At 48.1% G+C, this 16,331-nt stretch carries 15 protein-coding genes; 9 read left to right on the top strand and 6 right to left on the bottom strand.

Annotated elements, in window-relative coordinates; translation table 11 throughout:
* Positions 1-5 precede the first annotated feature (5 nt).
* The 3 genes from B5Z18_RS00570 to B5Z18_RS00560 form a co-directional block, all read right to left on the bottom strand.
* Positions 6-1,070: a FecR family protein gene (locus B5Z18_RS00570; protein WP_159454131.1), complete on the bottom strand. Its 1,065-nt coding sequence runs from the start codon at positions 1,068-1,070 to the stop codon at positions 6-8.
* 66 nt (positions 1,071-1,136) lie between these two features.
* Positions 1,137-1,694, bottom strand: a complete 558-nt coding sequence (locus B5Z18_RS00565; protein ID WP_079467473.1) for an RNA polymerase sigma factor — start codon at positions 1,692-1,694, stop codon at positions 1,137-1,139.
* Positions 1,695-2,037: 343 nt separating this feature from the next.
* On the bottom strand, positions 2,038-3,369 hold the full coding sequence (locus B5Z18_RS00560) for a DEAD/DEAH box helicase (protein ID WP_079467472.1): 1,332 nt from the start codon (positions 3,367-3,369) through the stop codon (positions 2,038-2,040).
* 96 nt (positions 3,370-3,465) lie between these two features.
* Between B5Z18_RS00560 and B5Z18_RS00555 the strand changes: the two genes are divergently transcribed.
* Positions 3,466-4,392 (top strand): NADP-dependent oxidoreductase, encoded by a 927-nt coding sequence (locus tag B5Z18_RS00555; protein WP_079467471.1) that lies wholly within the window; start codon positions 3,466-3,468, stop codon positions 4,390-4,392.
* 4 nt (positions 4,393-4,396) lie between these two features.
* Here the strand turns inward: B5Z18_RS00555 and B5Z18_RS00550 are convergent, their stop codons facing one another.
* Positions 4,397-4,789, bottom strand: a complete 393-nt coding sequence (locus B5Z18_RS00550) for a winged helix-turn-helix transcriptional regulator (RefSeq protein WP_235015854.1) — start codon at positions 4,787-4,789, stop codon at positions 4,397-4,399.
* A 99-nt stretch (positions 4,790-4,888) separates the two neighbouring features.
* Between B5Z18_RS00550 and B5Z18_RS00545 the strand changes: the two genes are divergently transcribed.
* On the top strand, positions 4,889-5,596 hold the full coding sequence (locus B5Z18_RS00545) for a DsbA family oxidoreductase (RefSeq protein ID WP_079467470.1): 708 nt from the start codon (positions 4,889-4,891) through the stop codon (positions 5,594-5,596).
* 153 nt (positions 5,597-5,749) lie between these two features.
* Positions 5,750-6,706 carry an ion channel gene (locus B5Z18_RS00540; RefSeq protein ID WP_079467469.1) on the top strand — a complete coding sequence of 319 codons (957 nt, stop codon included), beginning with the start codon at positions 5,750-5,752 and terminating at the stop codon, positions 6,704-6,706.
* A gap of 45 nt (positions 6,707-6,751) precedes the next feature.
* Here B5Z18_RS00540 and B5Z18_RS00535 read toward each other — a convergent pair whose 3' ends face one another.
* Positions 6,752-8,194 (bottom strand): sodium:solute symporter, encoded by a 1,443-nt coding sequence (locus tag B5Z18_RS00535; protein ID WP_079467468.1) that lies wholly within the window; start codon positions 8,192-8,194, stop codon positions 6,752-6,754.
* 174 nt (positions 8,195-8,368) lie between these two features.
* On the opposite strand from B5Z18_RS00535, the gene B5Z18_RS00530 reads away from it, so the two are divergent.
* From B5Z18_RS00530 to B5Z18_RS00520, 3 genes are all read left to right on the top strand, one after another.
* Positions 8,369-9,787, top strand: coding sequence for an MFS transporter (locus tag B5Z18_RS00530; RefSeq protein ID WP_079467467.1), 1,419 nt, complete (start codon positions 8,369-8,371; stop codon positions 9,785-9,787).
* 2 nt (positions 9,788-9,789) lie between these two features.
* On the top strand, positions 9,790-10,359 hold the full coding sequence (locus tag B5Z18_RS00525) for a Crp/Fnr family transcriptional regulator (protein ID WP_079467466.1): 570 nt from the start codon (positions 9,790-9,792) through the stop codon (positions 10,357-10,359).
* A gap of 102 nt (positions 10,360-10,461) precedes the next feature.
* On the top strand, positions 10,462-11,394 hold the full coding sequence (locus B5Z18_RS00520) for a bifunctional helix-turn-helix transcriptional regulator/GNAT family N-acetyltransferase (RefSeq protein WP_079467465.1): 933 nt from the start codon (positions 10,462-10,464) through the stop codon (positions 11,392-11,394).
* Positions 11,395-11,402: 8 nt separating this feature from the next.
* On the opposite strand, the gene B5Z18_RS00515 is transcribed toward B5Z18_RS00520, so the two are convergent.
* A complete protein-coding gene (locus B5Z18_RS00515; RefSeq protein ID WP_079467464.1) occupies positions 11,403-11,864 on the bottom strand; it encodes a DinB family protein in 462 nt (153 codons plus the stop codon).
* Between the two features lie 114 nt (positions 11,865-11,978).
* On the opposite strand from B5Z18_RS00515, the gene B5Z18_RS00510 reads away from it, so the two are divergent.
* The 3 genes from B5Z18_RS00510 to aspT all read left to right on the top strand — a co-directional run bounded on the left by B5Z18_RS00510 (position 11,979) and on the right by aspT (position 15,932).
* Positions 11,979-13,616, top strand: a complete 1,638-nt coding sequence (locus tag B5Z18_RS00510) for an acyl-CoA carboxylase subunit beta (RefSeq protein WP_079467463.1) — start codon at positions 11,979-11,981, stop codon at positions 13,614-13,616.
* A gap of 69 nt (positions 13,617-13,685) precedes the next feature.
* Complete coding sequence (rnhA, locus tag B5Z18_RS00505; RefSeq protein ID WP_079467462.1) at positions 13,686-14,147, top strand: ribonuclease HI; 462 nt, start codon at positions 13,686-13,688, stop codon at positions 14,145-14,147.
* A gap of 69 nt (positions 14,148-14,216) precedes the next feature.
* On the top strand, positions 14,217-15,932 hold the full coding sequence (gene aspT / locus B5Z18_RS00500) for an aspartate-alanine antiporter (RefSeq protein WP_079467461.1): 1,716 nt from the start codon (positions 14,217-14,219) through the stop codon (positions 15,930-15,932).
* Positions 15,933-16,331: the final 399 nt, after the last annotated feature.

Genomic DNA, 16,331 nt, shown 5'->3' with positions numbered 1-16,331 from the left:
GCCTATTATTTGAAATGCAGTGTACTATCTGCGGTAAAATAATAATCAGTACCTGTGGTAGCTTTTATCCCTTCCAGGAAGAAGCTCATAGGTGTACTTTTATCCAGCAGACCGGTGAAGGTTCTGCTGGCAAGGTCAGGGTGATCCAGTGAAGCGCGGACGCCATACCACCGGAAAATGGCATTACATATTTCATCCAGGTGGGTATCAGAAAAGCAGTAGAGTCCTTTCTGCCAGCCCAGTTCCACGGTTGCATTAAAAGGTTGTGTATCAAGGGTAGCGGCTTCTTTGTTGAAGATGGCCTGCTGTCCGGGTTTCATGGTAACTGTTTTTTTGCCGGCCTTCATCCGCACCTTTCCTTCTACCAGGGATACTTTCACCAGGCCGCTGTCGTAGCTGTTGATATTAAAGCTGGTACCCAATACTTCCACGGTGCTGTTGGGCAGGTGTACGAGGAATGGTTTACCGGCGCGCCGGGCGATATTCAGATAAGCTTCCCCGTTAAGCGTGATTTCCCTGGTGGCGCCTTTGAAGGTAGCCGGGAATTCCATCGTAGTGGCAGCATTGAGCGTAATAACGGAACCATCAGGGAGGGCTACTTCATAGCTTTTCCCGTGCGGTACTATCAATGCGTGGATCCCTTGCGGAAGATCGTCTGCTGCGTTGAGATACAGCGTATTGTTTTTATTGGGAATGGGTTTGCCGCCAATGGTAACACTGCCGGCTGTCTGCGTCAGGTTAATGGTAGGCTGGCCGGTGATTTCCAGCAGTACATCTTTATTGATGGCAGCCACCGGTGCAGGTTTGGGACTGGCGAAAAAGTCCCACTTCCACGCGGAAAATGCAATAATGGCAATCACCGCAGCTGCAGCGGCCCAGGGAAGTAATATGCGGTACAGCGGCCTCTTCTGCTTAAAATCAATCACCTCCAGCCACGGGGCAGGAGGGGGCGGGATCTGCATCATGGAAAGTTTTTCCCACTTCTCCCTTACTACTTCATCTTCTTCAATCAGTTCCTCCAGCAATTGGTCATCTGCTGCGGAAATTCTTCCCGCAAGCTTTTCAGTCATTAGCCTGTATATTTCTTCTGCGCTGTTCATGTACACTATTAACCGTTTATTTAATCGGGCGGGGTATTAAAAAAGGATTTTTTTTAAAGATGCCCTTAAAGTTTTCAGCGCGTTGGCTACCTGTTTTTTTACAGTTTCTTCACTGGTGTCCATGAAGGCTGCTATTTCTTTTCGCGTTTTGTGTTCCTGGTAAGCCAGCCGGAATGCCACCGACTGGCGTTCCGGGAGCTGACTGATAGCGGTTTCCAGCTGCTCTTTCAGCTCGTTGGTTTCTAACCTGCTTTGAGGCATGGTGTAGGTTTCAGGCAGCATGATATCCTTTAACCTTTTGTTCCGCGTGGCATCTTTGGCAATTTTATTTAAACAGCGGTTCCGGACGCTGACAAAGAGAAAATTTTTGAGAGAACTGGTAGTACTCAGGTCAATCCGCGCACTCAGGTCCTTTTGCCAGAAATCGACAAAAAAGTCCTGGACAAGCTCCTGGGCCTCTGTTTCGTTTTTTAGAATAGTATATGCAGTCACGTACAGCCATTGACGGTAGCTCTCATAGAAATATTGGAAAGCGGAAACACTGCCCGATTTCAGTTGTGCAAGCAATTCTATATCGTTGATAGATGCACTCATGCTGGGATTTAGTTGATAATCGCAGGCCCGGTGCCGGCTGCTGTTGTCAAATGGTTACTGATACGCGGTAAAGGAAAATACGTCAGACAGGCAGAAACAGCATGGCTATTTTAAGCAATGAGGAAAAACTACCCGTAAAACAACTGATTTTAATACAATAACATGCACACTACAGAATATATTCGATCAGGGGGGATGGCCGGATTTGTAATAAGAAGTAAAGTTTGTTAATGAATTGTTATTCCATTATTTCTAGAAGCTGTCTCAGGTGTTTGAAAACAGGGAAGGGTAGCGGGAAATCGCGGGTTATTTCGTGCAGACTGCACAAAATAACCCGCAGTAACTATTTCTTTTTGGCGCCCCTTTTCTTGGGTTTGCCATATTTCAGCATCATCTTTTCTTTGTGGGTCACCTTTTTGTTGGTCTTCATATTTTTGGCCAGCTTCTGGTGAAAGGCCGGGCCTACATCTTCCCGCTTGGGCGCCTTTACCAGCGTATTCCGCATGTGTATCTTCGGTTTTTCATCTTCCGTTAATACATCAGAAATTACCAGGTCTTCGGGTAATGGCTGCACGGGGATCGCATAATTCATCAGGCTTTCAATCCTTGCGAGGTCTTCTGTTTCCGCGTCTTTGGTAAACAGGATCGAAATACCTTTTTTATCTGCCCTGCCGGTTCTGCCTATACGGTGAATATAGTTTTCCGGTACCTCCGGTGTATCAAAGTTGATCACATGGGTAACTTCGGCAATATCAAGTCCGCGGGCAATGATATCCGTGGCAATCAGGAAACGGTATTCGTTCTGCTGAAATTTGCGGACGGTATTAAAACGATGATTCTGTTCCTTGTTGGAGTGAATGATACCAACCTGGCCGGGGAATTCTTTCTCCAGCTGCTCATGCAGATCATCCGCCAGTTGCTTGGTGGCGGCGAAAATGAGGGTTTTGGTCATGCTCTTATCGTCCGTGATCAGCATTTCCAGCAGGTTCACCTTCGTGTAAAAGTTAGGAACCCGGTACACGATCTGGTCGATATTTTCAAGCGGGGTACCGGTGGGTGCGGCTTCTATTCTTACCGGGTTATTAAAATGTGTTTCAATCATTTTCTCCACGTCTTCCGTAATGGTAGCAGAAAACATCAGGTTCTGCCGCTTCTGGGGCAGCAGGTCCATAATATTTCTTAACTGCGTCCGGAAACCGAGGTTCAGCATTTCATCCACCTCATCAATGATCAAACGCTTTACCAGCTTCACTTTTAAAGCTCCGCTGAGAATAACGTCATACAGGCGACCCGGGGTAGCCACCAGGATATCCAGTTTGTCCTGCACGGCCTCCATCTGGGGATTCATATTCACGCCGCCATAAATGCCCAGCACCGATACGTTCATGTAGGTAGTGAGCTTTTTAACGGCTTCCACCACCTGTACTACCAGCTCCCTGGTAGGCACAATGATCAGCACCGTGGGATATTTCTCTTTCGAAAATTTAAACTGCCGTAAGGTGGGCAACAGGTAAGCGAAGGTTTTACCGGTACCTGTTTGCGCAATTCCGCACACATCCTGTCCGGACATGATAACGGAAAAGGCGCGCTGTTGTATGGTGGTAGGTCTTTTATAACCTAATTCGTCTATCGCGTTTAATAATGGGGTGTTCAGGTTTAAATCACCAAAAGTCATGATACTACTATAATATGAACGGCAAAGGTAAAGAATTACCAATTATGGATTTGTCCTTTGTAATTCTTATTTCAATACATTAGCATAAAAAAAGCTATGAAAAACCTCCACATACCGGCTATTTGTGTACACGCATATGGAGGCCCTGAGCAGTTGCAACTGCAGGAAGTGCCCGTTCCGGTGCCGGCAAAAGACCAGGTATTGATTAAAGTAGTGGCCAGTGGCGTAAATCCTATCGACTGGAAAATAAGGGAGGGTTTTATGAAACATCCTTTGCCTTATATACCGGGTGTGGAAGCTTCCGGTATTGTTACCGCTGTGGGAGAAGGCGTATTTGGCAAGAAAATAGGCGACGAAGTATATGGTTCAGTAGATGGTTCTTATGCCACCTACGCTATTTCAACGGCGGAGTTGCTGTTCCGCAAACCACCCGGCGTATCTTTTGAAGAAGCCGCTACAATGGCAGGGGCCAGAACAGCCTGGGGCGCACTGTTTGATGTAGCCGGCCTCGTAAAGGGACAACGCATCCTCATACATGCAGGAGCAGGCGGGGTAGGGCATTTTGCCGTACAACTGGCGTTTAATGCCGGCGCCTACGTGATTGCAACGGCCAGTGAAGAGAATCTCGACTTCGTTACCTCGCTCGGCGCCAATGAAGTGATTGATTATAATGCAGCGCCTTTTGAAACCCAGGTGGCGCCGGTGGATATTGTATTTGATACCGTTGGGGGAGATGTCACGGAAAGATCGCTGGCTGTGCTCAAACCGGAAGGACTATTGCTATGTATCGTGCAAATGCCTGACGCTGAAAAGATGGCAGCAGCCGGCGTGCGCGCGTTATGGGGCGGTACCAAAACGCTGGCATCGATGCAGGAGGTGCATAAGCTGCTGGATAAAGGATTGATCCAACCCTACGTCCGCAAAGTGTTTCACTCCCTGTCGGAAGCCGCCGCGGCGCAAGAGTACAGCAAACATGGCGGTAGCGGAAGAGGGAAAATAGTACTGAAGATATCTGAAGGATAAGCAGTTATTTGCCGAGTATTTTTTTCCGGTGCTGGATGCCCCATTTCTGCAGGGCAATGATTACACTGTCCAGCGTGGCTGCATAAGGCGTTAAGGTATATTCTACTGATACCGGCTGCGTATCATACACGGTTCGCTTTACCAGCTTATGCGTTTCCAGGTCTTTCAGCTCTTTGGAAAGCACTTTCGACGTTATTTTCGGAATACTGCGCTCTATATCACGGAAACGTTTATGTCCGCGGGAAACAGCTATAATAATGGGCAGTTTCCATTTTCCGCTGATCACATCCAGCGCATCTCTTACCGGCATAATTACTTTATGGCAATCAGTATGAGCGCTGTTTTCTGTTTCTGGCCGGCCGCAATCAATTGTGAGTTCTTCTGTTTTCATCTGCATACAGTTGGTTACCTTTTGTAAAGCACTTACTTTCGGGAAACTGGTTACTTTTTGATAGCAAATATATTAACTTTGTTGGTAGAACCTAAATTAAAAATGATGAAAGTAGAAATATGGTCAGATATCATGTGCCCGTTTTGCTATATCGGCAAACGGAGATTTGAAGCAGCACTGGAGAAATTTCCGGGGAAAGATGATATTACCGTGGAATGGAAAAGCTTTCAGCTGAATCCTTCCCTTAAATCCCAGCCCGGAAAGGACGTATACGACTATGTAGCAGAAATGAAAGGACAGTCGCGCGAATGGTCGTTAACCGTACACGACCAACTGGCAGGAACTGCCCGCGAAGCTGGTCTTACCTATAACTTTGATAAAGCCGTTATCGCCAATTCTTTTGACGCCCACCGCCTCATTCAGCTGGCCAAACAACAGGGCCTCGGCGACGCCGCAGAAGAACGCCTGTTTTACGCCTATTTTACCGAAGGTAAGGATGTGAGCAATCATGCCACCCTGCTGGAACTGGGCGTGGAAATCGGGCTGGATAGAGCCGCTGTGGAAGCCGTACTGGAAACTTCAGAAATGGCAGCGGCAGTGAATAAAGATGTGGATGAAGCACAGCAGCTTGGAATCAGGGGCGTACCGTTTTTTGTACTGGACCGCAAATACGGCGTGTCCGGCGCACAACCGGTAGAAGCATTCACACAAACCCTGGAACAAGCCTTTGCAGAATGGAAAAGCACGCAACCGGTAAATACACTCGATACCTTATCCGGCCAGGTTTGTACACCAGACGGAGATTGCCAATAGTTTGATTTTTTATAAGGGAGTTGGCTGGTTAGCAGGAATGTTGGCCAGCCAATTTTTTTCACACCCCAACCGTTAACACCATCCAAACACGATCATCCTGATTCATAATTTTCCTCACTTTTCTTCTTAGCTTTACACCTCAAATATCCATTTATGGCGCTTCTGAAAAGAATAAACCCTTTTTCCAGGCAAAACGACGACACCGGTTTCGGTACCAATGCAAATGGCTATGGCGGCCGGTTTATTAACCGCGACGGAAGCTTTAACATACGCCGCGAAGGACGTTCGTTTATGCAACGTTTTAATATTTATCACGCCCTATTAAGTGTTCCCGCCTGGCAGTTCGCCCTGGTGATCCTGCTATTTTATTTCTCCATAAACCTGCTCTATACAGGCATTTACTGGTGGATAGGCACAGAAGGATTTCAGGGAATCATCGGTAAAACCAGCTGGGAAAAATTTAAAGAAGTATTCTTTTTCAGTACGGAAACCTTTACCACCGTGGGTTATGGCCGCGTTAACCCGGTGGGCGACGGCGTAAACTTCGTGGCAGCCATTGAAGCCATGACGGGCTTCCTCTCTTTTGCGGTGGCTACCGGTCTTATCTATGGCCGCTTTTCAAAACCACGCGCACACCTGTTGTTCAGTGATCATGCACTGATTGCCCCTTACAAGGATAAAACAGCCCTGATGTTCCGCTTTGCTTCTTACAAAGAAAATCATACCCTCACCAACGTGGAAGTACTGGTAACAACAGGTTTCCAGGTGCAGGAAAACGGGGAGGCGGTATATAAGTTTTACAACCTGGCATTGGAGCGAAGTAAAATTGAAACCCTGTCTATGAACTGGACGGTGGTACATCCTATTGATGAAAACAGTCCGTTTCTGGGGTTCACGGCGCAGGACATGGAAGTGGCCGATGCAGAGCTATATGTAACAGTAAGGGGCTTTAATGATGTGTACTCCAATACGGTATTGCAGCGCACCTCTTACACCTACCAGGAAATTATTTACAACAGGAAATTTGTGCCGATGTACCGGGAAAGCGATAACGGGAAAACAACCGTGCTGGAGCTGCACCACCTGAACAAAACAAAAACAGTAGAATAGTTTATACCCGGATGCGGTGATGATCACTGCATCCGGGTAATATCGTCAGTCTTTACGGGAAATCAGCAATAATCCCAGGAAAGTAAACAGCCCGTTGATGATCAACAGTTCCAGCCCTATCTGGAATTTACCAAAAATGTGCGTCTGGTACACATCTACCACCAGGCAAAGCAATGGCGCAGCCACACAAATCACCGGCACCAGTGCATCATGCACCTTGCGTTTGGTTAAAATGCCAAAAGCAAAAAGCCCGAGCAGCGGTCCATACGTATAAGTAGCCACTTTCAGGATCACGCCTATCATGCTCTGGTTATTCACCCATTCAAATACCATTACAAAAAGCAGGAAGATAAATGCCATCATCAGGTGAATACGCTGACGGTATTTTTTCTTTTCTGCTTCGGTCCAGTCGGTACGTTTTTGCATATCGAGGATGTCGATGCAGAGGGAAGAGGTGAGGGCTGTCATCGCGCCATCGGCACTGGGAAACAATGCAGAGATAAGCGCAATGATGAAGATCACGGAAATCACCGGCGGCATATGATGCAATGCCAGCTCCGGGAATAATTTATCGCCGGTGGCAGTAACCTGTTGCTGCGCGCCATATAAATGAAGTAAACCACCCAGGAAAAGGAACAGGCCAATAACGATCACCATAATAAAAGCCAGCGACACCATGTTCTTCTTCGAGTCTTTTAAAGTTTTTACAGAGATGTTTTTCTGCATCATCTCCTGGTCAAGACCGGTCATAGTGATGGTGATGAAGGCGCCCGCCACAATCTGTTTTACGAAAAAGAGCTTGTCGTTCGGATCGGTATTAAAGATCTTTGTCAGCCCCCTTTCACCCATGGCCGTAAAACTTTCTCCCAAACTAAGGTTCATGGTATGCAGGATATATCCTACGCAAATTACCAGTCCGGCCAGCATACAGGTAGTTTGCAGGGTATCGGTATATACAATTGTTTTTACGCCGCCCTCATACGTGTACAGCAATATCATAAATAAGATGATAATGGTGGTTAGCCAGAAAGGCACGCCAAAACTGGAGAGGATGGCATCCTGTAAAATCCTCACTACCAGGTATAGTCTTGCGGTTGCGCCCAGCGTACGGGAGAGGATAAAGAAGGAGGCGCCGGTTTTATAGGCACTTCTTCCAAAGCGGCTGTCGAGGTAATTATAGATAGATGTTAATTGCAGCCGGTAATAAAGCGGTATCAATACATAGGCAATGGTAATGTACCCGATAAAATACCCCAGGGTGATCTGCATATAGGAAAAGGCGTCGCGCCCAACGGCGCCGGGCACACTTACAAAAGTAACCCCGCTCAGTGAGGTGCCTATCATTCCAAAGGCCACCAGCATCCAGTTACTGTTGCGGTTACCGATGAAAAAGGAGTCGTTGTTGGAATTGCGGCCCGTATACCAGGCTACCACCAGCAGGATGACGAAGTAGGCAATGACGAATGAGAATAATAATCCTGGAGACATAAATCAAATTTAATCAAGATACTACTTTCCCGCTAAAGGCGCAAAAGAGCGAAAACGCAAATATAATATCTTCCGGACTTCACCGGGGATGGAAATTCCGCTGCTGATTTTTTGACGTGGATCAATTTTCAGGGAAAAGGTTAGGGGCATCTTTGCGTCATCAAAAAAAACAATATGTCTGATTTAACAATGAAAGCCCCGCCGGTGGCGGAACAGCTGTTGCCCGGTTCATGGGGCGTGAAGGCGGCAGTAACCGGTATCGCCCTGATCCTTTTTATGGTAAACCTCGATACCAGCATCGTCATCGTGGGATTGCCGGTATTAATAGCACAACTCCATGCATCTTTTGCGTCGGCCCAATGGGTAGTGCTTAGCTATATGTTATTGCTCACCGCACTGATTGCAGGGGCTGGCCGCCTGGGAGATATTTTTGGCAAGAAGAAATTATATCTCGCCGGTATTGCGCTGTTCACGGTGGCTTCACTGGGTTGCGGCATTGCGCCGGGAACCGGTACCCTTATTGTGTGCAGGGGCTTACAGGGTGTTGGCGCGGCCTTCTGCCTCTCGCTGAGTTTTGCTATTGCCGGCGATATGGTACCAAAAGCCCGGCTGGGCAAAACAATGGGCTGGCTTACCATGATGGTGCCACTAGGCATCGCTTCCGGCCCTACCTGCGGCGGCATCCTCATTTCCACGCTGGGATGGCAGTCGATGTTCCTGGTAAATATTCCCATCGGCGTAGTGGCGTATACGTTAGTACGCAGGCATGTACCGGTGGTGGCGAAGGCGGCGCGGCAGCGAACCGACTGGACCGGCATGATCCTTCTGGCAGGCGTACTGGTTTGTTATTGTATGGGTATGACCTTTATGGAGGATAAAGGCCCGCTGAGCCAGCCGGTATTGTTGTTGCTGGCAGGGTTCGCAGCCGGACTGGTGTTATTTATAAGATATGAAAAGAAAGTACCGCAACCATTTCTGCAACTGCAGCTGTTCCGCAATTCCCTGCTCAGTGCCAGCCTGCTGGCGGCCTGGCTGGTGTATACAGTGATCATGGCCACCGTAGTGCTGTTGCCCTTTTACCTGGTAAATGAAGGACATTACACACCATTACAAACCGGGTTGCTGATGTCTTTTGGTCCGCTGGTAACCGCGGTGCTGAGTGTATTTGCGGGCAAGGCCGCCGACCGGTTCCATGCCCGTAAGGTAATGCTGGCAGGCGTACTGGTAATGGTGGCCGGTTGCCTGGCCATGAGCAGCCTTAGCACCGGACAGGGGATCTTTGGTTTCCTGTGGCGCATCGGGCTGATCCAGCTGGGACTCACTTTTTTCCAAACACCCAATAACACGGCCGTGATGGAACTGGCAGCGCTGGAGCAACGCGGACTGATGAGCGGGTTGTTATCGCTGGCACGCACCACCGGCCATATAACGGGAACGGCTGTACTGGGAGCTGTGTTCGCGCTCCTGGTCAAAAGCGGCACTATCACACACGCCATCTCGGTTGTATTCCTGGTGGCGGCCGTGCTGGTGGCAGTCGCTGCTTTATTGATATATTTGGTGCTGAGAACACAAGGACGCCGTAATAACGCCTGATCATGTACGAACAATTATCCGCTTTTATACTCAGTAAAATCAGTGTTACCGACGCACAACTCGGCGTAATACTATCACACTTCAAACCGTTGCAGGCTGGCCGTAACCAGCTGCTGCTAACGGAAGGAGAGGTGGCCAGGAATATCTTTTTTGTTGCCGGCGGCTGTATACGGATTTATTTCATTGATGAAAACGGGCAGGAAGCCACCCGCTACCTGGCTTTTGAAAATAATTTTGCCTGCGGCCTGATGAGCTTTATTGCACAGCAAACCTCCCACGAATTTATACAGGCAGTATTGCCTTCCCAGTTGTTGTCCATTTCCCGCAACGATTTTTATTACCTGCTGGATACAATTCCCTCCTGGGAGAAATTTTACCGGAGCTACCTCGAAAATGCCTATGTAATCAATACGAGCCGGCTGATGTCTTTTATCACGCAAAGCGCCGGTGAACGGTATCGCCGGCTGCTGGACGAAAGCCCCCATATCGTGCAACGCCTGCCCAATAAACTGGTGGCATCTTACTTAAATATCTCGCAGGAAACCCTCAGCCGCCTGAAATCAAAACGCTGATATTACCCATCGCAATCCCTTCTTTTAAATACTTGACAAAGGCAAATAATAAATTTGCTTTTGTCAAGTATTTATTTACTTTTGTCTGGAAAACAAGTAAGTATGACTGTCGAATCTCCGGTTGTAGGTGATATCCGTCGCTTTAACCGTTTCTATACCGGCATGATCGGGCTATTGAACCAGCACATCCTGGACAGCAACCTGTCGCTGTCTGAAGTAAGGGTTTTATTTGAAATAGGGCAGCTTGGAAAATGCACGGCGGGGCAATTAATAGCCATCCTGAAAATTGATGGTGGGTATCTCAGCCGCCTGCTGAAAAAGTTTGAGAAGAACGGGTGGCTGAACAGGCAGCAGTCTACCGCCGACGGACGTACGTTTTTTCTTTATCTCAGCGCCGCCGGTAAAAAAATGCTGGCCGGCCTGGAAGATAAATCTAACCGGGAAATTCAACAGATCACCGGTCATCTCTCTGAAAAACAACAACAACAGGTGGCCGGCGCCATGAAAACCATTGAACAGGTATTATCTGCGCAACCGGGCGAACAAACTTCGGATATCCATATCCGTTATAACCTCCAGCCGGGGGATGTAGGATACCTTATCTACCTGCACGGGCAATTGTATGCGAAGGAATCAGGGTATAACCTGGAGTTTGAGGCATATGTTTGTAAGACGTTCTATGAATTTCTCCCCACCTATAATCCGGCCAAAGACAGGATGTTTCTCGCTACCGTAAACGATCAGATTGTGGGTTCCGTAGCCATCCTGGGATCTTCCCGCCACCTGGCGCAGTTGCGCTGGTTCCTCATCCATCCCGATTTTAGGGGTAAAGGTCTTGGCAAGAAACTATTACAGGAAGCACTGGCCTTCTGTAAAGAAAAACATTACCAGAAAGTATACCTGATGACTACCAGCATGCAGGAAACCGCCATTGCCCTGTACAAGAATGCCGGCTTCCGCAAAACGGGCGAAAAATACCTGCAACTGTGGGGGCAGCAGCTGTATGAACAGCGTTACGACATGGATTTATTTTAAGCTTGCCATCAGGCATATTTGTGCAGCAGTACGATTTGCCCCAGGTGATACGCATCATGCTCAGCGAGTCCCTGTATGTAATAAATGGCCCTATGTTCCGTTCCCGGAAAGGTGTCAAACAGCTCTTTCTCCGGGAATTTGCGGATGGTAGCGGCCATCAGCTCAAAAGAATGCGCCAGCCGGTGTTTGGTTGCCTCCCAGTTTTCTTCCCCGTGGTTTTCCGGCATATAAAAATCAGGCAGATCCCCGTCCTGCTCCGGCGCCTCATTGTGCATGTATCGCTGCACCCGCTGGTGCCAGAAAATCACATGGTTAACAATCTCCCAGGTATTATTGGATTCCCCGAAAGATTTTACCGCCTGTTGCGCATCAATACGCGAAAGATGCTCCTGGAAGGTAACATCAATCCAGGGCGCGCCATTGTAAAGATTTTCAAGCGATAAGGCTAAATGCTCCAGTAATAAAGACATACAATAGGATTTTTATTTTAAAAGATATCCGGCGCCAAACACCGGTAGCCTTCCCGTTATTCGTAATTTACTGAATTCTTTCCCTTATTTTTAAAGAATATAAAAACCATCGTTATGGATCAGCAGCAACTGGAAACCAACAAAAATGAAGATGCTATGCGGATGGCAATCAGCACCATGAAACAACGCCTGGGCGTAATAGAACAGGGCGGAGGAAAGAAAAGCCTGGAGAAAGTGAGACAAAGAGGTAAGCTCACTGCCAGGGAACGCATTCAATACCTCATCGATAAAGACACCCCCTTTACCGAAATCGGTGCATTTGCCGCCTACGACATGTACGAAGAATATGGCGGATGCCCCGCAGCAGGCACCGTAGGAGGAATCGGGTATGTAAGCGGCCGGCAATGTATGATTGTGGCCAACGACATGACCGTAAAGGCAGGGGCCTGGTTCCCCATGACCGGTAAAAAGAACCTGCGCCTCCAGGAAATCGCTATGGAAAACAGGCTGCCGGTCATCTACCTGGTAGACAGTGCCGGCGTATTCCTTCCCATGCAGGATGAAATATTCCCCGACAAAGAACACTTTGGCCGCATCTTCCGTAACAACGCCCGCATGAGCGCAATGGGCATCACGCAAATCGCTGCAGTAATGGGCAGTTGCGTGGCCGGTGGCGCTTACCTGCCTATCATGAGCGATGAAGTGCTCATGGTGGAAGGCAACGGCTCCATCTTCCTCGCCGGACCTTACCTCGTAAAGGCCGCCATCGGGGAAGACGTAGATGCGGAAACGTTAGGAGGCGCCGTTACACATACAGAGATCTCCGGCATCGCCGATTATAAATTCAAATCTGATGAGGAATGCCTCGATCAGATCAAACGCATTGTAAGCAAACTCGGTCACACCGGTAATGCTGGCTTCGACCGGGTTGAACCGCAGCCACCGGCAAAGCCTGCCGATGAACTGGACAGCGTGCTGCCGGCCGACAGCTCCCGGCCCTATGATATGCTGGACATCATTGACCGTATTGTAGATGCCAACACACTCGACCAATACAAACAGGACTACGGCAAAAGCATCATCTGCGGCTACGCCCGCATCGATGGCTGGGCGGTAGGCATCGTTGCCAATCAACGTAAAATTGTAAAAAGCAAAAAAGGCGAAATGCAAATGGGGGGCGTTATCTACAACGACAGCGCCGATAAAGCAGCCCGCTTCATCATGAACTGTAACCAGAAAAAAATTCCCCTCGTATTTCTACAGGATGTAACAGGATTCATGGTAGGCAGCAGAAGCGAACACGCCGGTATTATCAAAGACGGCGCTAAACTGGTGAATGCCGTGGCTAATTCCGTGGTGCCAAAAATCACCATCATCATTGGTAATTCCTATGGCGCCGGCAACTACGCCATGTGTGGTAAAGCCTATGATCCCCGCTTTATATATGCCTGGCCATCCGCTAAAATTGCGGTGATGGGAGGAGAGCAGGCGGCCAAAACATTATTGCAGATCCAGGTGGCTTCTCTCAAAGCAAAAGGACAGGTGATCACACCCGAAGAAGAAGCCCGCCTGCTGAAAGAAATTACCGATAAATATTACGCGCAGACAACTCCCTACTACGCCGCTTCCAGGTTGTGGGTAGACGATATCATTGATCCCGCCGATACCCGGATAAGAATTGCAGAAGGTATTAAAGCAGCCAACAACGCACCGGTGGAACAGCCTTTTAGTGTAGGCGTATTCCAGGTGTAAGGAACGGAGGGGAAAGTGTTCGATCCCCTCCGCACTTTTCCTTATCTTCGCGCTTCTTTAAAATTGAACATGGCTGAACTGGTAGTATATACAGATGGTGCATCCCGCGGTAATCCCGGTCCGGGTGGGTATGGCGTAGTACTCATATGGGGAAACGTCCGGAAAGAATTATCACAGGGCTACCGTAAAACGACCAATAACAGGATGGAACTGCTGGCCGTTATTGTTGCGCTGGAAGCACTGAAGAAGGATGGACTAACAGTAACTGTTTTTACAGACAGCAAATATGTAGTGGATAGTATTGAGAAAGGATGGCTATGGGGCTGGGTGAAAATTAATTTTAAAGACAAAAAAAATAAAGACCTCTGGCTGCGTTTCATACCGTTGTATAAAAGACACCAGGTAAAAATGCAATGGGTGAAAGGCCACGCCAGCAACCCTTTCAACAACCGCTGTGATGAACTGGCTACAGCAGCGGCCGACAGCGGCAACTGGCTGATTGATGAAGGTTTTGAAAAAGGATTGGCCTAAAGAATAATACCTGCCCTGAACCAACCGGTGATCATAATTGTAGTATAAGCGCAATCTTAAATTCCAATTATGCTCCCCTGGTTGATAAACACGTTACAGAAATACCCCGAAATAGCGGTGATGCTAACCCTCCTGACCGGCTTCCTGGTTGGCAAGGTGCATATAAAAGGTTTTACCCTCGGTACCGTTACCGGTGTGCTGTTGGTGGGGATTGCCATCGGCAGCTTTCACATCAGTATCCCGTCAGAAACAAAATCTATTTTCTTTCTCTTCTTTTTATTTTGTACCGGCTATGGTATCGGTCCGCAGTTTTTCCAGGGACTTAAAAAAGATGGATTGCCACTGGCGTTGTTTTCATTTATAGTATGCTGCAGCAGTTTGTTATTTTGCTGGGGGCTGGCTTCCCTGCTGCGTTTTGAAACAGGTACTACCGCAGGGCTAATGTCCGGGGCTAATACCTGCTCTGCTATTATCGGCGTGGCGTCAAATACCATCAATGAACTCAATATTACAGACGATGAAAAAAATACGCTCATCAACCAGATCCCGGTGGCGTATGCGGTTACCTATATTTTTGGTACCGCCGGTACCAGCTGGTTCCTTTCTGTAATAGGCCCGTGGTTTATGTCTGGCAGCCGTGCCAAGCTGATAGAGGAAACAAAGGAGCTGGAAGAAAAAATAACAGATGCTGGTGCAGAAGAAGAGGAGAATGTTACCAACGCCTACGACCAGGTAGCTTTCCGCGCTTATCTTGTTAACCCGGAACTTACCGGTGATGGTAAAACCATCCGTGAATTAGAAGACATCTTTCATGATAGGAAAAGACATCTCTACATCCTGCGCATCAGAAGAGAAGGAAAGCTGATGGAAGCTTCCCCTGATTTTATAATTAAGCCGGGAGATATTATTGCGGTGGGTGGCCAGCGTGCGGCGGCCATTGCGTCAGCATCCCTGTTGGGAAAAGAAGTAGCCGATGAGGAACTGCTCACGTTCCCGGTACAGTCAGTAACCGTGATCATCACCAGCAAAGCCGCCAGCAACAAGCCCCTGAAGGCATTTGCAAAACACCCGGATTTTCATGGTATCAGCGTGCGTAAAATTTTACGCGCCGGTATTGAGATGCCGCTGCACGCATCTACCGTGATACAAAAAGGCGATGTGGTAGAACTGGTGGGTATCCAGGAAGACCTGGACAAGGCCATTGCCATCATTGGCTATAAAGAAAGGGGAGGCGTGGAAACAGATATTGTTTACCTCGCAGCCGGCATTGTGGCGGGTGCTTTATTTGGCAGTTTGAGCGCACATATCGGTAACGTTCCTGTGGAGTTGAGTACCAGTGGCGGCGCCCTGATCGCAGGGCTGGTATTCGGCTGGATGCGCGGAATCCATCCACGGTTTGGTTACATCCCGGCTGCATCACAATGGGTGCTTACCAAACTGGGACTGCATGTATTTATCGCCATCGTTGGACTGAGCGCCAGTGAAGGATTTTTGCAGGGACTGAAAGAAGAAGGTGTCACACTTTTCCTGGCTGGTGTAGTGCTAAGCCTGCTGCCAATGATGCTGGCGCTGTTCCTGGCAAAGTATGTATTTAAATTTCATCCGGCTATTGGTCTTGGCGCCTGCGCCGGCGCGCATGACGAATCCGCGCCGCTGCTGGCAGTACAGGATGCTATCAACAGCAAAGTGCCCGCACTGGGATATACCGTGGCATATGCAGTAGCCAATATTACACTCACCACTTCAGGCGTTATCATCGTGCTGCTGATGCACAGAGGCAGTTGATGTTCTCCGCTCATCACATTTTTTAACAATGAAACCCGCGTCTGTACTGAAAATCTATTCTCATGAAAAATCTTTTCTTCAACATTTTTAACAATTCTTTTGTTTTTAATTATGAAAGCATATAGCTTTGCGTCCCATTAGTCTATAGGAATTATAGGATAATAGAACGGAATGAATTTAAAGATTTGCTTATGGAGAAGATTACCCAACCATATTGTTTATGCAACTATTGTTGTTGCCATCATTAAAAATCAGCAATAAATATTTGTCTGCTTAACCACAGCAGGTTACAACGATCAATAACTGTTTCCGGAACTCCGTCTGTACCGGCGTTAAAAAACAATGGGATACAATGCTGCAATGCCTGTTCAATAACAGACAGGGATGGGTATTGCCAGG

This window comes from Chitinophaga ginsengisegetis (genome assembly GCF_900168065.1).
Lineage (GTDB): Bacteria > Bacteroidota > Bacteroidia > Chitinophagales > Chitinophagaceae > Chitinophaga > Chitinophaga ginsengisegetis.
This window is presented reverse-complemented; position numbering and strand designations above follow the sequence as displayed.

Bases quoted from the DNA above. Each gene is read 5' to 3' on its own strand.
- B5Z18_RS00570 (WP_159454131.1), bottom strand. From the start codon at position 1,070: ATGACTGAAAAGCTTGCGGGAAGAATTTCCGCAGCAGATGACCAATTG.
- B5Z18_RS00565 (WP_079467473.1), bottom strand. From the start codon at position 1,694: ATGAGTGCATCTATCAACGATATAGAATTGCTTGCACAACTGAAATCG.
- B5Z18_RS00560 (WP_079467472.1), bottom strand. From the start codon at position 3,369: ATGACTTTTGGTGATTTAAACCTGAACACCCCATTATTAAACGCGATA.
- B5Z18_RS00555 (WP_079467471.1), top strand. From the start codon at position 3,466: ATGAAAAACCTCCACATACCGGCTATTTGTGTACACGCATATGGAGGC.
- B5Z18_RS00550 (WP_235015854.1), bottom strand. From the start codon at position 4,789: ATGCAGATGAAAACAGAAGAACTCACAATTGATTGCGGCCGGCCAGAA.
- B5Z18_RS00545 (WP_079467470.1), top strand. From the start codon at position 4,889: ATGAAAGTAGAAATATGGTCAGATATCATGTGCCCGTTTTGCTATATC.
- B5Z18_RS00540 (WP_079467469.1), top strand. From the start codon at position 5,750: ATGGCGCTTCTGAAAAGAATAAACCCTTTTTCCAGGCAAAACGACGAC.
- B5Z18_RS00535 (WP_079467468.1), bottom strand. From the start codon at position 8,194: ATGTCTCCAGGATTATTATTCTCATTCGTCATTGCCTACTTCGTCATC.
- B5Z18_RS00530 (WP_079467467.1), top strand. From the start codon at position 8,369: ATGTCTGATTTAACAATGAAAGCCCCGCCGGTGGCGGAACAGCTGTTG.
- B5Z18_RS00525 (WP_079467466.1), top strand. From the start codon at position 9,790: ATGTACGAACAATTATCCGCTTTTATACTCAGTAAAATCAGTGTTACC.
- B5Z18_RS00520 (WP_079467465.1), top strand. From the start codon at position 10,462: ATGACTGTCGAATCTCCGGTTGTAGGTGATATCCGTCGCTTTAACCGT.
- B5Z18_RS00515 (WP_079467464.1), bottom strand. From the start codon at position 11,864: ATGTCTTTATTACTGGAGCATTTAGCCTTATCGCTTGAAAATCTTTAC.
- B5Z18_RS00510 (WP_079467463.1), top strand. From the start codon at position 11,979: ATGGATCAGCAGCAACTGGAAACCAACAAAAATGAAGATGCTATGCGG.
- rnhA (WP_079467462.1), top strand. From the start codon at position 13,686: ATGGCTGAACTGGTAGTATATACAGATGGTGCATCCCGCGGTAATCCC.
- aspT (WP_079467461.1), top strand. From the start codon at position 14,217: ATGCTCCCCTGGTTGATAAACACGTTACAGAAATACCCCGAAATAGCG.